General features: G+C 71.9%; 15 protein-coding genes. 7 read left to right on the top strand and 8 right to left on the bottom strand.

Going from position 1 to position 22,163, the window contains the following annotated elements:
* Positions 1-59: 59 nt before the first annotated feature.
* A complete protein-coding gene (locus tag ACFV9W_RS16025) occupies positions 60-3,443 on the bottom strand; it encodes a S41 family peptidase (RefSeq protein ID WP_385760632.1) in 3,384 nt (1,127 codons plus the stop codon).
* Positions 3,444-3,611: 168 nt separating this feature from the next.
* On the opposite strand from ACFV9W_RS16025, the gene ACFV9W_RS16020 reads away from it, so the two are divergent.
* Both ACFV9W_RS16020 and ACFV9W_RS16015 read left to right on the top strand, forming a co-directional pair.
* The gene (locus ACFV9W_RS16020; RefSeq protein ID WP_326021473.1) at positions 3,612-4,199 is read left to right on the top strand and encodes a TetR/AcrR family transcriptional regulator; all 588 of its coding nucleotides are present in this window, start codon (positions 3,612-3,614) and stop codon (positions 4,197-4,199) included.
* Positions 4,200-4,325: 126 nt separating this feature from the next.
* The gene (locus ACFV9W_RS16015; protein WP_385760628.1) at positions 4,326-6,530 is read left to right on the top strand and encodes an MMPL family transporter; all 2,205 of its coding nucleotides are present in this window, start codon (positions 4,326-4,328) and stop codon (positions 6,528-6,530) included.
* Here the strand turns inward: ACFV9W_RS16015 and ACFV9W_RS16010 are convergent.
* The gene (locus ACFV9W_RS16010) at positions 6,520-6,894 is read right to left on the bottom strand and encodes an SsgA family sporulation/cell division regulator (RefSeq protein WP_385760625.1); all 375 of its coding nucleotides are present in this window, start codon (positions 6,892-6,894) and stop codon (positions 6,520-6,522) included. The genes ACFV9W_RS16015 and ACFV9W_RS16010 overlap by 11 nt on opposite strands.
* Before the next feature lie 128 nt (positions 6,895-7,022).
* On the opposite strand from ACFV9W_RS16010, the gene ACFV9W_RS16005 reads away from it, so the two are divergent.
* Genes ACFV9W_RS16005 through ACFV9W_RS15990 form a run of 4 tightly spaced genes read left to right on the top strand, consistent with a single transcriptional unit; the run spans position 7,023 to position 10,823 of the window.
* Positions 7,023-8,087: an energy-coupling factor ABC transporter permease gene (locus tag ACFV9W_RS16005; protein WP_385760622.1), complete on the top strand. Its 1,065-nt coding sequence runs from the start codon at positions 7,023-7,025 to the stop codon at positions 8,085-8,087.
* Between the two features lies 1 nt (position 8,088).
* Positions 8,089-8,853 carry a cobalt ECF transporter T component CbiQ gene (gene cbiQ, locus ACFV9W_RS16000; protein WP_385760619.1) on the top strand — a complete coding sequence of 255 codons (765 nt, stop codon included), beginning with the start codon at positions 8,089-8,091 and terminating at the stop codon, positions 8,851-8,853.
* Positions 8,838-9,602 (top strand): energy-coupling factor ABC transporter ATP-binding protein, encoded by a 765-nt coding sequence (locus ACFV9W_RS15995; RefSeq protein WP_385760616.1) that lies wholly within the window; start codon positions 8,838-8,840, stop codon positions 9,600-9,602. The genes cbiQ and ACFV9W_RS15995 overlap by 16 nt, the downstream gene beginning before the upstream one ends.
* 57 nt (positions 9,603-9,659) lie before the next feature.
* Complete coding sequence (locus ACFV9W_RS15990) at positions 9,660-10,823, top strand: serine hydrolase domain-containing protein (RefSeq protein ID WP_385760612.1); 1,164 nt, start codon at positions 9,660-9,662, stop codon at positions 10,821-10,823.
* On the opposite strand, the gene ACFV9W_RS15985 is transcribed toward ACFV9W_RS15990, so the two are convergent.
* Entirely contained in the window at positions 10,824-14,633 is a 3,810-nt protein-coding gene (locus ACFV9W_RS15985) for a tetratricopeptide repeat protein (RefSeq protein ID WP_385760609.1), read from the bottom strand.
* A gap of 143 nt (positions 14,634-14,776) precedes the next feature.
* On the opposite strand from ACFV9W_RS15985, the gene ACFV9W_RS15980 reads away from it, so the two are divergent.
* Complete coding sequence (locus tag ACFV9W_RS15980; RefSeq protein ID WP_385760606.1) at positions 14,777-15,568, top strand: SDR family NAD(P)-dependent oxidoreductase; 792 nt, start codon at positions 14,777-14,779, stop codon at positions 15,566-15,568.
* Positions 15,569-15,613: 45 nt separating this feature from the next.
* Here the strand turns inward: ACFV9W_RS15980 and ACFV9W_RS15975 are convergent, their stop codons facing one another.
* The 5 genes from ACFV9W_RS15975 to ACFV9W_RS15955 all read right to left on the bottom strand — a co-directional run bounded on the left by ACFV9W_RS15975 (position 15,614) and on the right by ACFV9W_RS15955 (position 22,123).
* Positions 15,614-16,465 carry an EamA family transporter gene (locus ACFV9W_RS15975; protein ID WP_385760603.1) on the bottom strand — a complete coding sequence of 284 codons (852 nt, stop codon included), beginning with the start codon at positions 16,463-16,465 and terminating at the stop codon, positions 15,614-15,616.
* Complete coding sequence (locus tag ACFV9W_RS15970) at positions 16,462-17,004, bottom strand: YbaK/EbsC family protein (protein ID WP_385760600.1); 543 nt, start codon at positions 17,002-17,004, stop codon at positions 16,462-16,464. Before ACFV9W_RS15970 ends, ACFV9W_RS15975 begins: the two co-directional genes overlap by 4 nt.
* A 79-nt stretch (positions 17,005-17,083) precedes the next feature.
* Positions 17,084-18,793 (bottom strand): penicillin-binding transpeptidase domain-containing protein, encoded by a 1,710-nt coding sequence (locus ACFV9W_RS15965; RefSeq protein WP_385760597.1) that lies wholly within the window; start codon positions 18,791-18,793, stop codon positions 17,084-17,086.
* Positions 18,794-18,958: 165 nt separating this feature from the next.
* Positions 18,959-20,590, bottom strand: a complete 1,632-nt coding sequence (locus tag ACFV9W_RS15960) for a penicillin-binding transpeptidase domain-containing protein (protein WP_385760594.1) — start codon at positions 20,588-20,590, stop codon at positions 18,959-18,961.
* Positions 20,591-20,863: 273 nt separating this feature from the next.
* Complete coding sequence (locus ACFV9W_RS15955) at positions 20,864-22,123, bottom strand: tyrosine-type recombinase/integrase (RefSeq protein ID WP_385760591.1); 1,260 nt, start codon at positions 22,121-22,123, stop codon at positions 20,864-20,866.
* Between the last annotated feature and the right edge of the window lie 40 nt (positions 22,124-22,163).

Raw genomic sequence — 22,163 nt, 5'->3', positions numbered from 1 at the left:
ATGCCAGGGGGGGAAGGGGGTAAGCCCTCCGCAGGACATTGGTCCGGCGGAGGGGACGGTCACCGTGGTGGCAGTCGCGGGCGCCGCCGGTCCGGGACGTCCGAGTAGTCGGGCGGGGTCGTCGCGCCCTGTTCCGCCAGGAGGTTGAGCGCCAGCTCCACCGCGTCGTCGAGCTGGGCGTGCCGGCCCTCCGCCCAGTCGAGCGGGGTGCGCAGGGCCTCGATGTCGGGTTCCACGCCCTTGTTCTCGATGGACCAGCCGTACTGGGGGAACCAGGCCGCGTTCATCGGGACCGTGATCACCGTGCCGTCGCCGAGCTTGTGCCGCCCGGTCATGCCGACGACGCCGCCCCAGGTGCGCTGGCCGACGACCGGGCCGAGCGCGAGCAGCTTGAACGCGGCGGCGATCATGTCGCCGTCGGAGGAGGTGGCCTCGTCGGCGAGGGCGACGACCGGTCCGCGCGGGGCGTTCGAGGCGTACGAGACCGCCTGCGCGTTCCTCGTCAGGTCCCAGCCGATGATCTTCCGGGTGAGTTTCTCGACGACGAGTTCGCTGATGTGGCCGCCCGCGTTGCCGCGCACGTCGACGATGAGGGCGGGCCGGGAGACCTCCATGCGCAGGTCGCGGTTGAACTGGGCCCAGCCGGAGCCGCCCATGTCGGGGATGTGCAGGTAGCCGCACTTGCCGCCGCTCAGTTCGCGGACGACGGCGCGGCGTTTGGCGACCCAGTCCTGGTAGCGCAGCGGGCGTTCGTCGACGAGCGGGACGATCGCGACGCGGCGCGGCCGGCCGCCGCCCTCGGCAGGACGAGAGGGGCCCGAAGGGCCTTCCTTGGAAGGGTGGTGGTGGGTGACGGTGTGGGCGAAGGTCAGCTCGACGGTCGTGCCGCCCGCGCCCGCGAGCAGCGGGTAGGGGCCCTTGACCGGGTCGACCGGGCGGCCGTCGATGTGGGTGAGGACGGCGCCGTCGCGGATGCCGGTGCCGGCGAGCGGGGAGCGGGCCTTGGAGTCGGAGGAGTCGCCGGGCAGGATCCGCTGGAGCGTCCAATGCCCGTCGCGGCACACGAAGTTGGCGCCGAGCAGGCCCTGCGCGCGCTGGTAGTGGGGCGGGCCCTCGTTGCGGCGGGCGGCGGCCACGTAGGCGTGGGAGGTGCCGAGTTCGCCGAGGACCTCCCGTAGGAGATCGGCGAACTCGTCGGGGGACGCGACGCGTTCGACGAGCGGGCGGTACTGGTCGAGGACGGCGTCCCAGTCGATGCCGCACATGTGCGGCTCCCAGAAGTAGGCGCGGATGATGCGGCCCGCCTCGTCGTAGGCCTGCCGCCACTCGGCCGCCGGGTCGACCTCGTGCAGGATGCGGCGCAGGTCGATCCAGACGGTGGTGTCGTTGTCGCCGGCCTCGGTGGAGGGCACGGCCTCCAGTTCGCCCTCGTCGACGACGACGAGCCGGGAGCCGTCGCCGCTGACCGCGAACCAGTCCATGTGGGCGACGAGTTGGGACTTCTTGCCCTTCACGAGGTCGAAGTGTTCGAGGGTCGGCTGGGCCGAGGGGTCGGCAGGGTTGGCGAAGGTCTCGCCGAGCGCGCCGGAGATCGGCCAGCGCAGCCAGACGAGGCCGCCGCCCGCCACGGCGTGCAGCGAGGAGTACTTGGACGCCGAGACGGGGAACGGCACGACGCGGTTGGCGAGCCCCTCGATCTCCACGGTCGGCGTCCCGTCGCCGCCCGCGTCCTTCACCGGGTCGAGGCCGCCCGCCGCCGTCCGCCCGTCGGGCGAGAGCGCGAACGGGGACGGCGTCGCCGACGACAGCGGTACGAGGTAGGGGCGGCAGCCCAGCGGGAACGACAGGTCGCCGGTGTGCACGTCGTAGACGGGGTCGAAGCCGCGCCAGGAGAGGAAGGCGAGATAGCGGCCGTCCCGCGTGAACACCGGGTTCTCGTCCTCGAAGCGGCCGTTGGTGACGTCGACGACCGTCGCGGTCTCGCGCTTGGTCGCGCCGAGCGCGGTGGAGCCGCCGCCCCGGTTGATCCGGGCCATCTTGATCTGCCGCAGCGAGCGGCCGATGCCGGGGTGCGACCAGGTCAGCCAGGAGCCGTCGGGGGAGAAGGCGAGATCGCGGACGGGGCCGTTCGTGGAGCGGATCAGCTCGGTGACGGTGGGCTCCTCCAGCGGAGCCTCGCCTCCCTCGTCCTCGCCGACGTCGACGAGGAGCAGCCGCCCGTCGTTCGAGGCCACCGCGAGGCGTTCGCCCGCCGGGTCGGAGACCAGCTCCTGTACGCGGCCGAGCCGCCCGGAGGCGAACCGGCGCGGGCTGCGGTCGCCGCTGGCCCGCGGCAGGTAGGCGATCTCGATCGCGTCCTCGCCGTCGGCGTCGGTGACGTAGGCGACCTGTCCGCCGGATCCCAGCATCTCGGGCAGGCGGACGCGCACGCCCGGGGTGTCGGCGATGGTGCGGGCGGGGCCGTCGCGGTGCGTGAGCCAGTACAGGCTGCCGCGGACGACGACGGCGCTGGCCCGCCCGGTCTCGTCGACGGACAGTGAGTCGACGTGGTTCGCGGCGGGCACCTGGTAGCTGCGCCGGCCCGCGCGCGGCCCGCCGAGCCGGACCCGCAGCCTGCGCGGCACGGAGTCGGCGGACAGCGAGTCGAGGATCCACAGATCGCCCGCGCACTGGTAGACGACGCGGGCACCGTCGGTGGTGGCGTGCCGGGCGTAGAAGGAGTCGTGGTCGGTGTGGCGACGCAGGTCGGTGCCGTCGGGGAGGCAGGAGTAGACGTTGCCGATGCCCTCGTGGTCGGAGAGGAACGCGATGCGGCCGTCCACGAACATCGGGTCGTCCAGATGCCCGTCGAGGTCGGCGAGGATGCGCTGCCCGTGCACCCAGAGCCGGCCCTGCGCGCCGCCCCGGTAGCGCTTCCAGGCGGCCGGCTCGTGCGGCGGCGTACCGGTCAGGAGCAGGGTCTGGCGCTCCCCGTCGATGTCGGCGACCTGGATGTCGGAGACCGGGCCCCAGGGCAGCTTGCCGCCGGGGGAGCCGTCGGTCGGGACGCTGTAGGCGAAGGTGAAGTACGAGAAGGGTTCGCCGTGCGAGGCGACCGCGAGGATGTCCGCCTTCCCGTCCTTGTCGGGGGGCGACCACCCGCGCACCTGGGTGTCGACGCTGCCCCAGTACGTCAGACGCCGCGCGGAGCCGCCGTCGACCGGCGCCACATGGATCTCCGGGTCCAGGCTGCGCCACGTCGTGTACGCGATGTGCCGGCCGTCGGGGGAGAAGCGCGGGTGGCTGACCTTGGTGCGGTCGACGGTGACGCGCCAGGCCCGCGCCGAGCCGTCGAGCGGCGCGACCCACAGATCGTCCTCGGCGGCGAAGCACAGCAGCTCGCCGCTGATGTGGGGGAAGCGCAGGTACGCCCGGCCGTCGGCAGCATCGGATTCCTCAGTCACCTCAGTCACCTCCTCATGCTTTTCCGCGAGGCGGGCTCCGGCAACCGGGACTCGCTGAGAAGGGTGCCCGGGACCGATGTGGCGCAGCGCACGTACGAAACCGTTTCGTTTCGCTAGGGGGCAGGGTACTTTTATGGCGTACGCATACGGAGAGGTCAGGTGGGTGACATGGTCGCGGAGGCAACGACGCGTCGCAGCCGGATCACGCCCGAGCGCGAGGCCGAGCTGTACGGCGCCGTGCTCGAACTTCTCCGTGAGGTCGGCTACGACGCTCTGACGATGGACGCCGTGGCCACCCGCACGCGCTCGAGCAAGGCGACGCTCTACCGCCAGTGGGGCGGAAAGGCCGAGCTGGTCGTGAAGGCGCTGCGGAGCCAGAAGCCGCACTTCGACGAGGTCGACACCGGCTCGCTGCGCGGTGATCTGCATGCGATCGCGTTCCGCGAGGACGACTGTCACATGGAGCAGAACAGCGCGCTGATGCGCGGCCTGATGGTGGCCGTGCACGCCAATCCGGATCTGCTCGCGGCCTTCAAGGAGTGGATCGTCGAGCCCGAGATGACGGGCGTCGACCGGATGGTGCGCAGGGCGGTGGACAGGGGCGAGGTCCGGGCCGACAACCCGGCGCTCGGCTATCTGATCCACATGCTGATCGGCGCGTTCGCCACCCGGACGCTCATCGACGAAGAGCCGCCGACGCAGGAATACCTCGTCTCGTACATCGACGCTGTGGTCCTCCCCGCCCTCAGCGCCTGAACCTTCCCCGCCTGTTCCACCTGCTTCATCTGTTCCACCTGACGCGCACCCGCTCATGTCGTCGGGCCGATCATCCCTGCCCTGCTGTCCTGTTGGACCCACGACACCGACCGGGAGTACGCCTCCGTGGCCACATTCCTCTACAAACTCGGCAAACTCGCGTTCCGCCGACGGCACTTCGTCGCGCTGATCTGGGTGGCCCTGCTCACGCTCGCGGGCGTGGGCGCCGCCTCCGCGCCGACCGCGGCCTCCAGCTCCTTCTCCATACCGGGGACCGAGGCCCAGAAGGCCTTCGACCTGCTCGACCAGCGCTTCCCCGGCTCCGCCGCCGACGGGGCCACCGCCCGCGTCGTCTTCGAGGCACCGAAGGGCGAGAAGCTCACCGATCCGGCCAACAAGGCCGACATCCAGGACACCGTCGCCTCCATCAAGTCCAGCTCGAAGCACGTCGCCTCCGTCGCGGACCCGTTCGTGGCCAAGACGATCAGCCGGGACGGCACGATCGCCTACGCCTCGGCCTCGTACAAGGTCTCCTCGATGGAGCTGACCGACGCCGACCGGGACGCGCTCCAGGAGGTCATCGACGAGGCGCAGAAGACAGGGCTGACCGTCGAGGTCGGCGGCGACGCGCTCCAGGCGATGCCGGAGACCGGCGCCACGGAGATCATCGGCATCGCGGTCGCGGCCGTCGTCCTGGTGATCACGTTCGGCTCGCTGATCGCGGCCGGGCTGCCGCTGCTGACCGCGCTGATCGGCGTCGGCATCGGCGTCTCCGCCATCACGGCGCTCGCCAACGTGCTCGACCTGGGCAGCACCACCTCCACGCTCGCGATGATGATCGGTCTCGCGGTCGGCATCGACTACGCGCTGTTCATCGTGTCCCGGTACCGGGCCGAGCTGGCCGAGGGCCGGGAGCGCGAGGAGGCGGCAGGGCGGGCCGTCGGGACCGCCGGTTCGGCCGTCGTCTTCGCGGGCCTGACCGTCGTCATCGCCCTGGTCGGTCTCGCCGTCGTCAACATCCCGATGCTGACCAAGATGGGCGTCGCGGCCGCCGGCACCGTCGCCATCGCGGTGCTCATCGCGCTCACCCTGATCCCGGCGCTGCTCGGTTACGTCGGCAAGCGGGTGCACGGCCGCAAGGCCCGCAAGGACCTCGGGGAGCAGAAGGAGCCCAAGGCCAACATGGGCACCCGCTGGGCCCGCTTCGTGCTGCGGCGCCCGGTCGCCGTCCTGATCGCGGGCATCGTCGGCCTCGGCGCCATGGCCGTACCCGTGGCCTCGCTCGAACTGGGCCTGCCCGACGACGGCTCGCAGCCGACCAGCACCACGCAGCGCAAGGCGTACGACCTGCTGTCCGAGGGCTTCGGGCCCGGCTTCAACGGGCCGCTCATGACGGTCGTCGACGCCAAGGGCGCGGCCGACCCGAAGGCCGCGGTCTCCGAGGTCGTCCGCGAGATCAAGGGCACGGACGGCGTCGCGGCCGTCACCCCGCCGACGTTCAACAAGGCGGGCGACACCGCCGTCATCAGCGTCGTCTCCAAGTACAAGCCGTCCTCGGTCGACACCGAGAACGTCGTGCACGACATCCGTGACGCCGGCAAGGACATCAAGGCGGACACCGGCGCCGAGCTGAGCGTCACCGGCTCGACGGCCATGAACATCGACGTCTCGCAGAAGCTCAACGACGCGCTGATCCCCTACCTGGCGCTCGTCGTCGGCCTCGCGTTCCTGCTCCTGATGGTGGTCTTCCGCTCGATCCTGGTCCCGCTGAAGGCGGCCCTCGGCTTCCTGCTCTCCGTCCTCGCGGCGCTCGGCGCGGTCGTCGCCGTCTTCCAGTGGGGCTGGCTCGGCTCGCTGTTCGGCGTCGAGCAGACCGGACCGGTCATGTCGATGATGCCGATCTTCATGGTGGGCGTGGTCTTCGGCCTCGCGATGGACTACGAGGTGTTCCTCGTGACCCGGATGCGGGAGGCGTACGTGCACGGGGAGCGGCCCGCGCAGGCCGTCGTCACCGGGTTCAGGCACGGGGCGCGGGTGGTCTCGGCAGCGGCGGTCATCATGATCGCGGTGTTCGCGGGCTTCATCGGGAGCTCGGAGCAGATGGTGAAGATGATCGGCTTCGGCCTCGCCATCGCCGTCTTCTTCGACGCGTTCATCGTCCGCATGACCCTCGTGCCCGCCGTGCTCGCGCTGCTCGGCAAGAAGGCCTGGTGGCTGCCGAAGTGGCTGGCGAAGGTGCTGCCGAACGTGGACGTCGAGGGCGAGGGCCTGCGGACGGCTTCGGACGGCCGGCGTCCCGAGGACGAGGACCGGGAGCTCGTCAGCGCGTGACGCCCTGAGGGGCGCGGGCCGGGGTGACGGCCGTGTGGGTACGGCGCAGGAAGCGGATCAGCGCTTTCGTGTCGAACTGCACGACCGTCACCCCGCTCGGCTTGTGCGGGGCGTGGAACTCGATGACCGTCTGCACCCGCCCGCACGGCCAGATCCGGACGGTGCCGGCGGAGACCGGGGTGCGCACCCCGCGTTCGAGCAGGTCGCGGGGGAAGGACCCCCACTCGCCGGACCCGGGCAGCGCGACACGGACCGTGCCGCCCTCGTGGCGCAGTACGACGGGGACCGCCCGGTGCGCCTCGGGGGAGTCGGTGACGACTCGGGCCCGGGCGTACTGCTCTACGTACTGCTCGACAACCGTCATGTCCTTAAATGTCGCATATGTAGAGGTGTACAGACCAGGGATGACCGGGGGAGATCGGGGGAGTTCGGGGCCAATTGGTGCCGACAGGCTCTTGCAAGGCGTTCGCAACAAGCCTCTATCATCGAACGATGCATGTCCCTGACGGATTCATCAATGCCCCCGTGTCGGCCGCCGCGGGCGTCGTCGCCGCGGGTGCCGTCGCCGTCAGCCTGCGCGGCGCCCGCCGTGAGCTGGGCTCCGAGCGGGCCGCTCCGCTCGCCGGCCTCGTCGCGGCGTTCATCTTCGCCGTGCAGATGCTCAACTTCCCCGTCGCGGCGGGCACCAGCGGACACCTCCTGGGCGGCGCGCTGGCCGCGATACTCGTGGGCCCCTACACAGGGGTCCTCTGCGTCTCCGTGGTCCTCCTCATGCAGGGCGTGCTCTTCGCCGACGGCGGCCTGACCGCGCTCGGCGTGAACATCACCGACATGGCGATCACCACGACGGTCGTCGCCTACCTGGTCTTCCGCGGCCTCGTGAAGCTGCTGCCGCGCACCCGCCGCTCGATCACTTCGGCGTCCTTCGTCGCGGCGCTGCTCTCCGTCCCGGCCGCCGCCGTCGTCTTCACCCTGATCTACGCCATCGGGGGGACGACCGACGTCTCCATCGGCAAGGTCGCCACCGCGATGGTCGGCGTGCACGTCCTCATCGGCATCGGCGAGGCCGTGATCACCGCGCTCACCGTCGGCGCCGTCGTGGCCGTGCGCCCCGACCTCGTGTACGGGGCCCGGGGCCTGCACCAGCCGCTGAAGCTGCGGGTCAACGGGGAGCTGGTCGACGCCCCCGCCGCCGAACCCGCTCCGGCCGCCGCCCGCTCCAGTCGCAAGGTCTGGCTCATCGGCCTCGCCGCCTCCGTCGTCCTCGCCGGCTTCGTCTCCTTCTACGCCTCGGCCGACCCCGACGGCCTGGAGAAGGTCGCCCACGACAAGGGCATCGACAAGAAGACCGAGGAGCACGCCTCCTCCGACTCCCCGCTCGCCGACTACGGCGTGAAGGACATCTCCAACGGCCGCCTCTCCGGGGGCCTCGCCGGGGTCATCGGCGTCGGCGTCACCGTCGTCGCCGGGACGGGCGTCTTCTGGGCGCTGCGCAGGCGGCGCACGAGCGACGCGGCCTCGACCGAGGCGCCGGCGGCGCAGGAGAAGGTGTCCTGACATGGGCGCGGGCCACGCCCACCAGCTCTACCGCGCCGGAACCTCGCCCGTGCACGGGCTGCCGCCGCACACCAAGCTGGCCGCCGTCTTCTGCTTCGTCCTCGTCGTCGTCTCCACCCCGCGCGAGGCGATGTGGGCGTTCGGCCTGTACGCGGTGCTGCTCGCGGCCGTCGCGTACGCGGCGCGGGTCCCGGCGGGCTTCCTGCTGAAGCGGCTGCTCATCGAGGTCCCGTTCGTGTCCTTCGCGGTCCTCATGCCGTTCGTGGCGGAGGGCGAGCGGGTGCAGGTGCTCGGGATGTCGCTGAGCGAGAGCGGCCTTTGGGGCGCGTGGAACGTGCTCGCCAAGGGCACGCTCGGCGTCGCCGCCGCCGTCCTGCTCGCCTCGACCACCGAACTGCGCGAACTGATCCTCGGCCTGCAACGCCTGAAGCTGCCCCCGCTCCTCGTCCAGATCGCCTCGTTCATGATCCGCTACGGCGACGTCATCACCGACGAGATGCGCCGCATGAAGATCGCCCGCGAGTCCCGCGGCTTCGAGGCGAAGGGCGTACGCCACTGGGGCGTCCTCGCGAAATCGGCGGGCGCCCTGTTCATCCGCTCCTACGAACGCGGGGAGCGGGTGCACCTCGCCATGGTCAGCCGCGGCTACGCGGGGACGATGCCGGTGATCGACGACCTGGCGGCCACCCGGACGCAGTGGTCGTACGCGCTGACCCTGCCGGGGGCGGCGCTCGTGGTGTGCCTGATGGGATGGTTGTTGCCGTGACTTCTTCTCTGGACGTACGCGGGCTCGCCTTCGCCTACCCCGACGGCCACCAGGCCCTCTTCGGCGTGGACCTCACGATCGGCAAGGGCGAGCGGGTCGCGCTGCTCGGCCCGAACGGCGCCGGCAAGACCACCCTCGTCCTGCACCTCAACGGCATCCTGACCGGCGGCGCGGGCACGGTCACGGTCGCCGGGCTGCCCGTCTCCGCGAAGAACATGGCGGAGATCCGCCGCAAGGTCGGCATCGTCTTCCAGGACCCGGACGACCAGCTGTTCATGCCGACGGTCCGCGAGGACGTCGCGTTCGGCCCCGCGGCGGCGGGCATGAAGGGCCCGGAGCTGGAGGCACAGGTCCGCAAGGCGCTCGCCCTCGTCGGCATGGAGGAGTTCGCGGACCGGCCCCCGCACCACCTCTCCTTCGGCCAGCGCCGCCGCGTGGCGGTCGCGACCGTCCTCGCCATGGAGCCGGAGATCCTCGTCCTGGACGAGCCGTCCTCCAACCTCGACCCGGCATCCCGCCGCGAACTCGCCGACATCCTCCGCTCGTTGGACGTCACCGTCCTTATGGTCACGCACGACCTCCCGTACGCCATGGAGCTGTGCCCCCGCGCGGTGATCCTCAGCGGCGGGGAGATCGTGGCGGACGGGCCGACGGGCGACCTGCTGGTGGACGCGGACCTGATGGCGGCGCACCGCCTGGAGCTGCCGTTCGGGTTCGATCCGAGGTCGGTGGCGGGCAAGACGGTTTGATCGATCATCCGGAATGCGGGCGCGTCGCCCCCTGTTGCACCCTGCGTGGACACAGCAGTGAACGGCACGACGGCCCCCGGATTCGAAGGCGTACGCACCGCCTTCGGCGAGAACTTCACGGCCCGCGGTGAGCGCGGCGCCGCGCTCGTCGTCTACCGGGACGGCCACCGGATCATCGACCTGTACGCGGGCACCCGGGATGTCGACGGGGACGCGCCCTGGCAGCCGGACACCGCCCAGCTCCTCCGCTCCGGCACCAAGGGGATCGCGGCGGCGGCACTGCTCCTGCTGAACCAGCGCGGCGAGCTCGACCTGGACGCGCCCGTCGGCTCGTACTGGCCCGAGTTCAAGGCGCACGGCAAGGAGGACGCGCTGGTCCGGCACGTCCTCGCCCACCGCGCAGGCGTCCCCGCCCTCGACCGCCCGCTCACCCCCGCCGAGGCGGCGGACCAGGACCTCGCCGCGGCGGCCGTCGCCGCGCAGGAACCCTTCTGGGCGCCCGGCACCGACCACGGCTACCACGCGCAGACGTACAGCTGGCTGACAGCCGAGCTGGTCCGCCGCGTCACGGGCCGCACCATCGGCGAGTACGTCGCCGAGCAGATAGCCGCTCCCGTCGGCGCCGACGTGTGGATCGGCCTCCCGGACGCGCAGGCCCACCGCGTCGGCCGGGTCGGCCCCGTCGAGCCCCCGGCCACCGCCGGAGGCCTTCGCTCCCGCCCCAAGCGCGCCATCGTCGAGGCGTACGCGAACCCGGACTCGCTCACCAGCCGCGCCTTCGGCACGATCGCCCCGGCGGCGGACGAGAACGACCCGGCGTACCGCGCCGCCCAGCTCCCCGGCTCGAACGGCATCGGCACGGCGGACGGCCTGGCCCGCTTCTACGCGTCGCTGATCGGCGAAGTGGAGGGCGGGGTGCGCCTGTTCACGCCGGAGACGGCCCAACTCGCCCGTGCGGAGGCCTCGTCGGGCCCGGACCGCACTCTGATAGCCCCCTCCCGCTTCGGCCTCGGCCACATGCTCCATGGCATCGCCTCCCCGCTCCTCTCCCCGGGCTCCTTCGGCCACCCGGGCCGCGGCGGCGCCCTCGGCTTCGCCGACCCGGAGTCGGGGATCGCGTTCGGGTACGTGACGAACGGCATGCAAAAGGGCGTCACCGCCGACCCGCGCGCGCAGGCGCTGGTGAAGGCGGTGCGCGCGGCACTCGGCGACGGCGCCTGATCAGTCCGTGTCCTGGCCGATCCGGTGCGGCAGCCAGCCGTCCAGGCGGGGGAGCCAGCCGACCGGGCCCGCGGTGAACGACATCCAGGACGTGCTGAGCGACATCTCGCCGGCCGGCCCGGAGGAGACCTGTTGCAGACTGGCCGACAGGTCCGCCTCCATGCCGCCGGGCAGCTTCAGCCGGCTCAGCACGGGCAGCAGGAACGCGATCGCCATCAGGCCGGCGAGCAGCGGCGTCAGCGTCGTCACCATGACGGCCGTGACGTGGTGCTTCCACAGGAAGTCCACCCACATCGTGACGAGCGCGACGGCGCAGACGGCGGCCAGCGCCCCCGTGCTGATCCGGCTTGAGCGGGTGATGAGGTTCTCCTCCTCCAGGAGCCGCATCGCCTGCGCCGCGTCGGTGTGCCCCTTCTCCAGGCGCAGGCAGCGCCGGAAGTGCGCGAGAGCCCGCCGCCGGCTGAGCAGCCGCACCCGCAGGTCGCCGCTCTGGGCGCCGCGGCGCTGCTCGGCGATTCCCGCGAGATAGGCGCACTCGCTCTTCCCCACCGCCAACGTGCCCGCGCGCAGCGCCTCTTGGAGCGCCTGCTCGTACGGTTCGATGCGCTGGACGGCGTCGCCCGCCTGGATCAGCAGCCGGGCCAGCGCCAGATGCACCTGGACCCGCACATCGCCCGCGAGCGAGCGCTCAAGTGCCTGCCGCAGCACCGACTCGGCCGCCACGAGGTTTCCCTGCCCCTGCGCGTGGGTCAGCGCGAGGGCGAGCCCGATCGCGGCCCGGCCGCTGTGCGGGTCGATGTGCAGGGCCCGGTCGAAGGCGCGCTCCGCCCGTTCCGCGTCGCCGGTCCCCTCCATCGGGGCGCAGGCGTGGCCGTCGGCCCGGTGCAGGTACAGATTGCCCAGTTCGATGTGGGCCGCGGCGTCGTTCGCGTTCAGCTCGACGGCCCGGCGCAGGCGCGGCTCCGCTTCCTCGTAGCGGCCCTGCTGCACGTACAGGGCACCGAGGTCTCCATGGCAGCCGTCGTACGGTTCCAGGTCCGTGGCCCGGGTGAAGTGCCGCTCCGCCGCCTCCGGTTGGCCGCGGCGGTGGGCGACGAAGCCGAGGCAGGTGTGGGCGAGGCCCTCCGCGAGGCCGCGTTCGCGGAGCACCTCGTGGGCCAGCGCCGCCGCGTCGTCGAGGGCCGCGTCGGTGCCCTCGCACAGCCGCGCCCACGCCTGCCCCGCCGTGTGCTGCCGGTCGTGCGGGCGCAGCCGCCCCGCCCGCTCGAACTGGGCCACCGCATCGACGCAGCGGTCGTCCGCGACCGCCACCCAGCCGAGGCCGCGGCGGGCCGCGGCCTCCAGGCGCGGGTTCGGCGCCCGGTCGGCGAGCGCCTCGAATTCCTGCTCGGCCTCGCGGAGCAGGCCCATGCCGTGGCAGATCAGCGCCAGTTCCGTGCGCAGGTCGTCGTTGTGCGGGAACCGGTCGATGGCCTCGGTGACCATGCGGCGGGCCTCGTCGAAGCAGCGCAGCGCCCGCAGGGTGGTGGACATCCCGCAAACGGCGCGCACGGACCACGGGTGCTGCGCGCGGATGCGCTCCCACTCGACGAGGGCCTCGCGGTAGCGGTGCAACCGGTCCAGGACATCGGCCAGTTGCAGCCGAGCCCGCAGCTCCGTCCTGCCGGAGTAGGCGTCCAGGCCCTCCCGTGCGGCGGCCTCCGCCTCCTCGTACCGGCCCGTCCTGCACAGCAGGGTGACGCGCAGACACCTCGCCTGGACGAAGTCGGGCTGCACCGACAGCACCTCCTGGACCGCCTCCAGTGCCGCCGCGTGCCGCTGCTGGGCCTGCAGCACGGCGGACCACCGGAGCTTCAGTTCGAGGTCCCAGGGGCGCAGCCGCAGCATCCGCCCGGCGAATTCGCCGGCCTCCCTGAACCGGCGCTCCTCGCACAGCAGGTGCAGCCGGCGCCGTGCCGCGCCCGAGTCGTGCGGGTCGATGGCGTCGGCCCGCTCGATGACGCCGAGCGCCTCCCCGGTCCGCCCCTGGGCGAGCAGCAGATGGCTGCGGGCGAACAGGACCGGGAGCGAGCGCGGCTGCCGGGTCTCGGCCTGCGCCGCGGCGGCGCCCGCCTCCTCCCAGCGGCGGGCGTTGCACAACAGACGGACCCGCCCCACCAGGGCCCCCGTGTGCTGCGGCTGGAGGCGCAGGGCGGTGTCCAGGGCCCGGTCGGCCTGGTCGACGCGGCCCTCGTCCGTGAGCAGCAGCGACATCGCCAGATGCGCGTCCGGGTCGTCGGGCCACCTGCCGACGAGTTCGGCGGCCGCCTCGTGCGCCGCCTCCGTGCGCCCGAGGCTGCGCAGTTGGGTGACCCGGCAGCTGCTCGCCTCGAGGAGGCCGGGCTCCGTGTCGACGGCCGCGTCGTAGGCCGCGAGCGCCGCCTCCTCGCGGCCCCGCAGGTCGAGCACGGAACCCAGCCGCAGCAGCGGGTCGGCCTTGTCCGGGTACGCCGCCACATACGCGCGGGCGGCCTCTTCGGCCTCCTCCCAACGGAACAGGCCGCGCAGCAGCCAGATCCGGCTCGCCAGCGCGAAGGAGCTGCGCCGGTCCCAGCGCAGCGCCTCGGTCACGGTGGCGAGTGCCTCCTCGCGGGCCCCGCGGTGCAGGAGCAGCTTGGCGCGGCTCACGTGCAGGCCGGCCGCCTCGGGGGCGCGGCCCAGGTACTCGGCGAGCGCGGCCTCGGCCACCTCGTGCCGGTTCAGGCCCCTGAGCACGTGGACCCGCCACTCCATGGCCGGGACGTACTGCGGATCGATGTCCAGCGCCCGCTCGAAGGCGTCGAGTGCGGCGGTCTTCTCCTCCTCCGCCCAGCGCAGATAGCCCAGTTCGCACCGCATCCGTGCGCTGCGCGGATACCGCTCGACCGCTCGGCGCGCGGCATCGGCGGCCTCGGCCCAGGCGCTGTCGGCCGTGCGGACCCGCAGGTGTTCGGCCAGTACGTCCTCGTCGCCCGGGTCGAGGGCGCGCGCCCGGTCGAGGGCCTCGCGGGCCCGGTCCAGGCGCCGGGCGCCGCGGCAGGCCCGGACGAGGTGGACGTAGAGCCCCGGCACGCGCGGGCGGCGCTCGACGGCCTCCTCGGCGGCCCGGCGCATCGCGTCCCACCGGGCGTGGGTGAACAGGGCCTCGCACCGGGCCGCGAGGACGCGGGCGTCGGCCGGTGCGACGCGCAACGCCCGCTCGATCGCCGCGAGCCCTTCGGCGCAGGTGGCGGGCCCGCACCAGGCCAGTGCCCAGCCCGCGGCGGCCACGGTCCGCGGGTCGTCGGGGTGGGCGAGGAGCGCGGCACGCGCCTCGGCCTCGGCCTCGTCGAGCCGCCGGTACCGTACGAGCGTCCGCAGCCGCCAGACGCACGCGCGGGCCTCCAGCGGAGTTCCGGGACCGATCGCCGCCAGCCGTGCGAGGGCGGCGTCCATCCTGCGCCGCCCGCTGTGCAGCCGGGCGAGGGCGATCCGCGTGAGGTCGCCCGCGCTCCCCCTGCTCAGGGCGTCCTCGCCGGTCTCCGCCGCCTCGGCCCAGTGGGTGAGGCGGTCGAGGACGGCGACGTGCCAGGCCCAGGCCTCGTCGTCGTCCGGGCCGATCCTGACGGCTTCCATGACGGCCGTCAGCGCGTCCTCGTTCCGGTGCTGCGCCATGCGCAGCCGGGCCAGTTGGACATGGGCGGGCACGTCCCGCGGTGCCGCCTCCAGACGCTCGGCGATCATCCGCTCGGCGTCGTCCCACGCGCAGTCCTCGCGCAGCGTCCTCAGCGCGCGAGCATCCAGTTCCCCCATCGCGATCTCCCCCGGTACGCCCGTCGAGCGGCCAGTGTGGTGGCGGGACGCACGGCCCCGAGAGGGGCCGAAAGGCCCTGCCACGGGGGCCGGTCGAACCCATTCCGCGCCTTGGACCAGTGGGCCATGGGTAGCGTCCGGGCATGAATCGATTCGAGGGGTACGGGGTCCTGATCACCGCCGCGGGCCGTGGCATCGGCGCCGCCACCGCGCACCGGCTGGCCGAGGAGGGCGCGAGCGTCCTCGTCACCGACATCGACGGGGCGGCGGCCGGGAAGGTCGTCGCCTCGATCCGTGAACGGGGCGGCACGGCAAGGGAGTTCGTGTGCGACGTGGCCGACCGGTCGTCGGTGGAGGCGGCGGTCGCGTACGCCGTCGAGGTCTTCGGCCGGCTCGACGTCCTCGTCAACAACGCCTACGCCTGCCACCCCGACACCCCGCTCTTCGAGGACGAGGACGACGAGGTGTGGGCCCGCGACCTCGACGTCACGCTCACCGGGGCCTACCGGTGCGCCCGCGCCGCGCTGCCGCACCTCGTCGCCTCGGGGCGCGGCGCCATCGTCAACATCGGCTCCGTCAACGGGATCCAGGACTTCGGCAACCACTCGTACAGTGCCGCGAAGGCGGGTCTCGGGTCGCTGACCCGTACGTTGGCTGGCCACGCGGGCCCGCGCGGTGTCCGCGTCAACCTGGTGGCCCCCGGCACCGTCCGCACCACGGCGTGGGAGGGCCGTGACGAACAGCTCGACGAGATGCGGAAGTTGTACCCGCTGGGACGGGTCGGAGAGCCGTCCGACATCGCGGCGGCGGTGGCGTTCCTCGCGTCGCGGGACGCGGCGTGGGTGACGGGGGTGACGTTCCCGGTCGACGGTGGGACGACCGCGGTCAGCAGCGGGTTCATCGCCCTACGTCACACAAGCCCCTGCGGCGATTGAGCAGCGGGGGTCTGGGGGCAGCGCCCCCAGCACCACGGACGACCGTCAACCGGCGTGCAGCATCAACCCGATACCCGCCACCACCACACCCGCCGCAAAAAGCCTCGGCGCCCCGAACCGCTCCTTGAAGAAGACCGCCCCGATCGCCGCCCCCACGATGATCGACGTCTCCCGGAGCGCGGAGATCGGGGCCAGGTCCGCCCGCCTCTGCGCCCACAGGACAAGCCCGTACGCGGCGACGGACAGCGCCGCCCCCAGCAGCCCCCGCAACGCGAACGGCCGCAACCGCCCCACCAGTTCGCCGCGCCAGCGGTACGCCGCGTACACCGGCACCGCGATCCCCTCCAGGATCATCAGCCACGCGATGTACCCGAGGGACGACCCCGAGGCGCGTACGCCAAGGCCGTCCACCACCGTGTACGACGCGATCGACACCCCCGTCGCGAGCGCCGCGCCGAGTGCCCGCCAGTCCGGCCGCCGCCCCGACCCCCGCAGCCCCCACAGCGCGAGCCCGGTCAGCCCCGCGCAGGACACCGCGACCCCCGCCGCCTGCCAGCCGCCCGGCACCTCGCCCGCGAAGACCGCCGCAAGCACCGTCACCACGAGCGGCGCCGTGCCCCGCGCGATCGGATAGGCCTGCCCGAAGTCGCCCAGTTTGAACGACGTCATCAGCAGCGCGTAGTAGGCGACGTGTATCAGCGCCGACGCGATCAGGTACGGCCACGCCCCCGCCGCCGGGATCGGCGCGAACACCGCCAGCACCAGCCCGATCAGCGTCCCGCCGCCCGAAATCAACGTGAAGCCGACCAGCTTGTCCGTGATGTGGTGGGCCAGGGCATTCCACGAGGCGTGGGTCACCGCGGCGAGCAGCACCGCCGCGGCGACCACGGGAGTCATGCGCGCACGTCCACGAGCGCGGCGCCCGCGTGCGAGATCAACTCCTTGGGTCCCATGGGGAAGACGGCGTACGGGCTGCCCGCCGCCGCCCACACCGTGTCGTGCGCGAGCAGGGACCGGTCGGCGAGGACGCGGGTCTTGTTCGCGTGGCCGAAGGGCGGCACGCCGCCGATCGCGTAGCCCGTGAACTCCCGGACGACATCCGCCTTCGCGCGCGTCACCTTCTGCGCGCCCAGCTCCTCGCGTACGAGATCCAGGTCGACGCGCGAGGCGCCGTCCATCAGGACCAGCACCGGCACACCTTCCCCAAGCTCTCGAACCGGCTCGAGCAGGGGAGACCCCATTGCCGCGAAGATCAACGACTTGCAGATCTGGCTCAGTTCGCAGCCGATCGCGTCGGCCGCCTCCTGCGCGGTGCGGGTCGCCTCGGGGAAGCGCCGCGCCCGCGGCAGGAGGTCGGCCAGGCCCATCGCCGTGACGGCCTCGGCGAACCGGGGGTGTGCCGCCGTGCTGCTGTTGCTGCTTTCCGCTGTCGTCATGCGCCGCACGCTAGCCCTACGTGTACGGGGCACGCGACCCCGTTTCGGGGTGCCGTCCGCCACGCGAACGGCCGCCCGGTCAGCCGCCCGCGAGCAGCATCTTGCGGACGACCGGGCCCGCCGAGTCGCCGCCGTGCCCGCCCTGCTGCACCACGGCCGCCGCCGCGAGGTCGCCCCGGTACGCCGTGAACCAGCCGTTCGGGTCCTTCTGCCCGTCGACCTCCGCCGAACCGGTCTTCGCGCCCATGTCGGAGCCGAGCCCGGACATCGGCTTCACGGCCGTGCCCGCGACCGCCGTGTAGTGCATCAGCTCCCGCAGCTTCGAGGCCGTCGAGGCGGAGATCGGCCGCGAGGCCTTCGCCAGCGTCCGGTCGTCGAAGTCGGGCGAGACCAGGTACGGCTGGTGGAAGGCGCCCGCCTTCACGGTCGCCGACACCGAGGCCATGTTCAGCGGGTTCATCCGCACGCCGCCCTGCCCGATCAGCGAGGCGCCCATCTGCGCGTCCGACTGCACCGGCACCGCGCCGTCGAAGCTCGGCACCCCGATCGACCAGTTGTTCATGCCGAGGCCGAACACCTGCTGGGCCTGCTTGGTCAGCGAGTCGTCGTCGAGCTTCGGCGCCTGGCTGATGAAGGCCGTGTTGCAGGACGCGGCGAAGCTGGACTTGAACGTGCCGTCCTTGATCTGGAACTTGTCGTCGTTCTGGAACTTCCAGTGCCCGTACGTGAAGTACTTCGGGCACGGGTGCTTCTTGTCGACGTCCGCGAGGTTCTTGTCGAGGAGCATCGACGCCGTGATGACCTTCATCGTGGAGCCGGGCGCGAGCGAGCCCTGGAACGCGGTGTTGAACGTGGTGCTGGAGTTCGCCACGGCCAGGATCTCGCCGGTCGACGGCTTCACGGCCACGACCGAGGCCTTCTTGCTGGACTTCACCTGCTCCTCGGCGGTGGCCTGGAGCGCCGGGTCCAGCGTCGTCTTCACGGTGCCCGGCGTGCCCTTGGAGAGCGTGAGCAGCGTCTTGTCGGGCAGCGCGTTCTTGTCCTCGGACTTCTTCTCGGGCTTGCCCCGCACGACGCGCAGCTCGACGCCTGCGGTGCCGCCCGCCTTCTTCCCGTACTTCTCGCGCAGCCCGTCGACGATGGTGCCGATCGAGGGGTACTTCTTCGCGTCCAGCTCGGTCCCGTCCCGGTCCACCGCCTTGACCGGCGGATCGCCGGCCTCGCCGGTCTCCAGGTGGTCGCCCTCCTTGAGGTCCGGGTGCACGACGGAGGGCTGCCAGTCGACGAGGACCTTGCCGTCGCTCTTGCGGCGCTCGGCGGTCAGCGAGGAGTCGTACGCGAAGGGCTTGCTCAGCTCGGCGCCCGAGCCGCCGCCCTTCTTGTACTCGACCGTGGACGTGACGTGGAAGGGGACCTCGGCGCCCTCGCGGGTGCCGGGGGCGAGCTTCAGGCCGGAGAGGTGGGCGTCCTCGGTGAGGCCGGCGAGCGCCTTCTTCGCGCTCGCCGCGTCGTTCGTGTACGCGGCGGCCTTCGCGGTCTCGCCCTGCTGCCAGGCGGTGAGGAAACCGTCGGCGACGGCCCGCACCTCCTTGGCGGTCGGCGGGCCCTTCGGGATCTCGGGCTTGTCGTCCGCGGCGGACGCCGAGGTGCTGCCCGCCTGTTCGCCGCTCCCGATCAGCGCGTACGCGCCGACGCCTGCCCCGATGACGGCGACGGCGGCGACGCCACCGATCACCAGGGCGTTCGTGTTGCGGCGCGGTTCATCGCGACGCTTGCCTCTGCTGCCCACCTGAGTCCTCCGGAGATCTACGGGTGGCCCAGGGTACGGGGTGGCCCTGAACGCACTTTCCGTAGGACAGAACGACGTGGTAACGCCTGGCGATGCGTGGATTCACCACCAGGCACCCGGATTCGTAGGGGATCTACGCTCCGGCCCGTAGTCGCCGCGTACGGACTACGAACCGGCCCGCAGGACGGCCGCCACGATGGGCCCCGCAGCGTCCCCGCCGTGCCCGCCGCGCGGGACCGTCGCGGCGGCCGCCACGTCGCCGCTGTAGCCCGTGAACCAGGAGTTGGCGTTGCCCTGGCCGTCGACGTCGGCGGAGCCCGTCTTCGCGCCCTTGTCGCCCGGGACGCCGGCCATGGCCGCGGCGGCGGTGCCGCTGGTCGCGGTCAGCCGCATCATCTGCCGCAATTGGGCGGAAGTGCCCGGCTTGAGGCCCTTCGCCGTGGCGAGGGGGTGGTCGTCGACCTGCCGGGAGACGAGGACCGGCTGGCGGAAGGTGCCGGTGACGGCGGTCGCCGTGACCGAGGCGATGTTCAGCGGGTTCATCTTGACCTGCCCGTGGCCGATCAGCGCGGCGGCGTCGTCGGAGTCGCCCGGCATTTCCACCGAACCGTCACGGGAGACGATCCCCGTCTTCCAGTCCTTGCCGAGCCCGAACCGGTCCTCCGCCTCCGCGGCGAACTTCGCGGCGCCCAGGTCGTCGGAGAGCTTGATGAAGGCGGTGTTGCAGGACCGCGCGAAGCTGTCGGCCAGCGTCGCCCCCTCGTTGGGCCGCAGGCCCTTGAGGTTGTGGAAGCTCTGGCTGAGCGCGACCGCCGAATCGGGGCAGGGCGCCGGGCCGTTCGCCGAGGTGACGCCGTTGTCGATCAGCGCGGCCGCGCTGACGATCTTCATGACCGAGCCGGGCGCGCTGCCGCCCTGGAACGCCGCGTTGAACTCGCCCTTCGCCTCGTTGGCGACCGCGAGCACCTCGCCGGTGGACGGCTGGAGCGCCACCACCGAGGAGTCCGGGTACTTCTTCACCGCCCGCTCGGCGGCCGCCTGCGCCGTCGCGCTGATCGTCGTGCGCAGCTTGCCCGGCTTGCCCTTGGCGAGCGTGAGGAGCGTCTTCGCCGTGGTCGTCTCGCCGTTGGCGTCGGTCCGCTCCACATAGGTCTCGATGCCCGACGAACCCCCGGCGGCGTCCCCGTACTTGGCGCGCAGCTGGTCCAGGACCGGGCCGAGGGAGGGGTAATCGCCCTTGGCCAGCACGACTCCATTGCGGTCGACGGCCTCGATCGCCGGCACCGTCGCCTCACCGGTGACGAGCGTGTCGCCCTTCTTCATCGCCGGATGCACGACGGCCGGCGCCCAGTCGACCAGCGCCCGGCCGGTGGTCTGCCCGCGCACGACCGTGAGCGAGGAGTCGTACGCCAGCGTCTTCGTCTTCTTGCCGTACGTGACGGTGGCCTCGACGTGGAAGGCGACCTTCGCGCCGTCCGCCTTCGTCGGCGTCAGCTCGGTGCGTGTGACGTGCGCCTTGTCGTGCCAGTCCTCGAGCACGCTCATCGCGTTGTCGGCGTAGTCCGTGAGCCGCGCCGCGGCCCCCGGATCGTTCTTCGCCCACGCCGCGAGGAACTGCTCCGAGGTCTCCTTCACCTCGTCGCCGCTCGGCGGCCCGGACTTGTGCTCGGACCCCTGCGACGCCACGGTGTTCCCGCCCGTGACCGCCGTGACGAGGTTGTACCCCGCATACCCCGCGCCCCCGACCATGACGGTGAACACCCCGCCGACGATGGAGATCTTGACCCCCTTGCGCATGAAGCGCTCCCCTCCCCAGGTTTACGGGAGGGACTGTAAGCACGGCAGGTGCCTCAAGTTCCGCGAGTTCCGCAGATGATGTCCGAAGGTGTCCGGATTGAGATCACAAAGCTGACCGAAACCGATTCAGACCCAGGTGTCCAGCCACATCCGTGAACGCCAGGAGTCGACCGGGATCGCGTCGCCCGTGTAGATCGGCCAGAAGTAGATGAAGTCACGGCTGGTCGGGGCTTTGTGGCCCCGACCTGCGCGTTTGCCCGTTCATGTGGGCCGTCAACCCTCCGTGGGCCGCCTGTGGGCCGTGACCTTGGGAACGAGGAACACTTTGTCGACCGCTTTCCGTGTCCGGCCCTCACTGCTCGGCATCAGGTGCGTGTACGTCCGCAGCGTGAATCCGGGGTCGCTATGCCCCAGGTACGTGCTCAGAGCCCGGATGCTCTCGCCAGCATCCAGGAGAACGGACGCGTAGAAGTGCCTGAGCGCGTGCATGCCGTGCTCGCGCGCCGACGCGTACCGCTTGCCCGGCTCGCGCTCCGGGATGATGCCAGCGGCCGCGAGAGCGGGCTTCCAATGCCAGTCGTTGAAGTTGCTCACGCGTACGTGGTCGCCCTGGAAGCCACTGAAGTACAGCCGTTTGGTGATGGGAGGGCCGTCCGGCGTGCGCCAGGGGAGCGTGATCTCAACCGGCGCGAACAGCTTCGTGTGCAGCCTCAGGGCATCGGCTACCGAGTCGGGGAGTGGTGTTGTACGGACCTTGTTGCCCTTCGGTAGGGCGAACACGTACTTGCCGCGGATGCGCTTGAGCTGGTGGGCGACGGTCAACCAGCCGCTTTCGAAGTCGGGTTCGTCCTCCGAGAGTCCGAAGATCTCGCCCTGTCGCAGTCCGCACCCGGCGCCGATGTCCACGGCGGCCTGCCAGCGTTCGGGGAGGGCTTCACGCACGTCGAAGACCTGAGTCGCGGTCCACGGGACGATCTGAGGGCCACCGGGCTTCGGGAGAGATACGGAGCTGGCCTTACAGGGGTTCTTGGCGAGGAGCCCATCCTCAATGGCGGCATTGAACACAGCGGACGCCGTGCCCACGATGACCCGGCGGTACGATTCGGCGGGCACCGTGTCCTTCATGGCAGCAATCCAGTCGCGGATGTGCTCGGGCCTGAACGCTCCGATGGGGCGGCGCCCGATGTGCGGGTACGTGTGCAGCCGCAGCCGGCGTTCCGCAGCTTCCCCGCTGTTGATCTCGCCTGTGTGCCCCTTGACCCACTTCTCCGCGTACTGCCGGAAGGTGGTGCGTGCCGTTTTGGGGTCGACGTACTGGCCGTTGTCCATGTCGGCTTTGGTCTTGTCGAGCCACTTCTCTGCCCTGCGCTTCTGGCCGTCGGGAAAGCTCTTGGACTTCTCGGTCCCATCAGGACCGACGTAGCGAGCGCGATAGCGGAGACCCGTGCCGTAGCGGTCGGACCTTTCGCGGACGCTCTTGCCCTCGGCGGTCGTCTCGGTCTTGAACCAGCGGTCTTGGATGTGGCCGGCCATGGAGGGACGGTCCCTTCTCGACAGCACGCAGGGAGGGCCA

The sequence above is a fragment of the Streptomyces sp. NPDC059897 genome (assembly GCF_042730865.1).
Taxonomy (GTDB): domain Bacteria; phylum Actinomycetota; class Actinomycetes; order Streptomycetales; family Streptomycetaceae; genus Streptomyces.
The sequence above is the reverse complement of the archived record's forward strand: the minus strand, read 5'-3'. Positions and strand labels throughout refer to the sequence as shown.

Excerpts from the sequence above, each read along its gene's own strand:
- ACFV9W_RS15985 (WP_385760609.1), bottom strand. The coding sequence starts at position 14,633 with ATGGGGGAACTGGATGCTCGCGCGCTGAGGACGCTGCGCGAGGACTGC.
- ACFV9W_RS15995 (WP_385760616.1), top strand. The coding sequence starts at position 8,838 with ATGGTTGTTGCCGTGACTTCTTCTCTGGACGTACGCGGGCTCGCCTTC.
- ACFV9W_RS16010 (WP_385760625.1), bottom strand. The coding sequence starts at position 6,894 with ATGACGGTTGTCGAGCAGTACGTAGAGCAGTACGCCCGGGCCCGAGTC.
- ACFV9W_RS15980 (WP_385760606.1), top strand. The coding sequence starts at position 14,777 with ATGAATCGATTCGAGGGGTACGGGGTCCTGATCACCGCCGCGGGCCGT.
- cbiQ (WP_385760619.1), top strand. The coding sequence starts at position 8,089 with ATGGGCGCGGGCCACGCCCACCAGCTCTACCGCGCCGGAACCTCGCCC.
- ACFV9W_RS15975 (WP_385760603.1), bottom strand. The coding sequence starts at position 16,465 with ATGACTCCCGTGGTCGCCGCGGCGGTGCTGCTCGCCGCGGTGACCCAC.
- ACFV9W_RS15955 (WP_385760591.1), bottom strand. The coding sequence starts at position 22,123 with ATGGCCGGCCACATCCAAGACCGCTGGTTCAAGACCGAGACGACCGCC.
- ACFV9W_RS15960 (WP_385760594.1), bottom strand. The coding sequence starts at position 20,590 with ATGCGCAAGGGGGTCAAGATCTCCATCGTCGGCGGGGTGTTCACCGTC.
- ACFV9W_RS15970 (WP_385760600.1), bottom strand. The coding sequence starts at position 17,004 with ATGACGACAGCGGAAAGCAGCAACAGCAGCACGGCGGCACACCCCCGG.
- ACFV9W_RS16005 (WP_385760622.1), top strand. The coding sequence starts at position 7,023 with ATGCATGTCCCTGACGGATTCATCAATGCCCCCGTGTCGGCCGCCGCG.
- ACFV9W_RS16020 (WP_326021473.1), top strand. The coding sequence starts at position 3,612 with ATGGTCGCGGAGGCAACGACGCGTCGCAGCCGGATCACGCCCGAGCGC.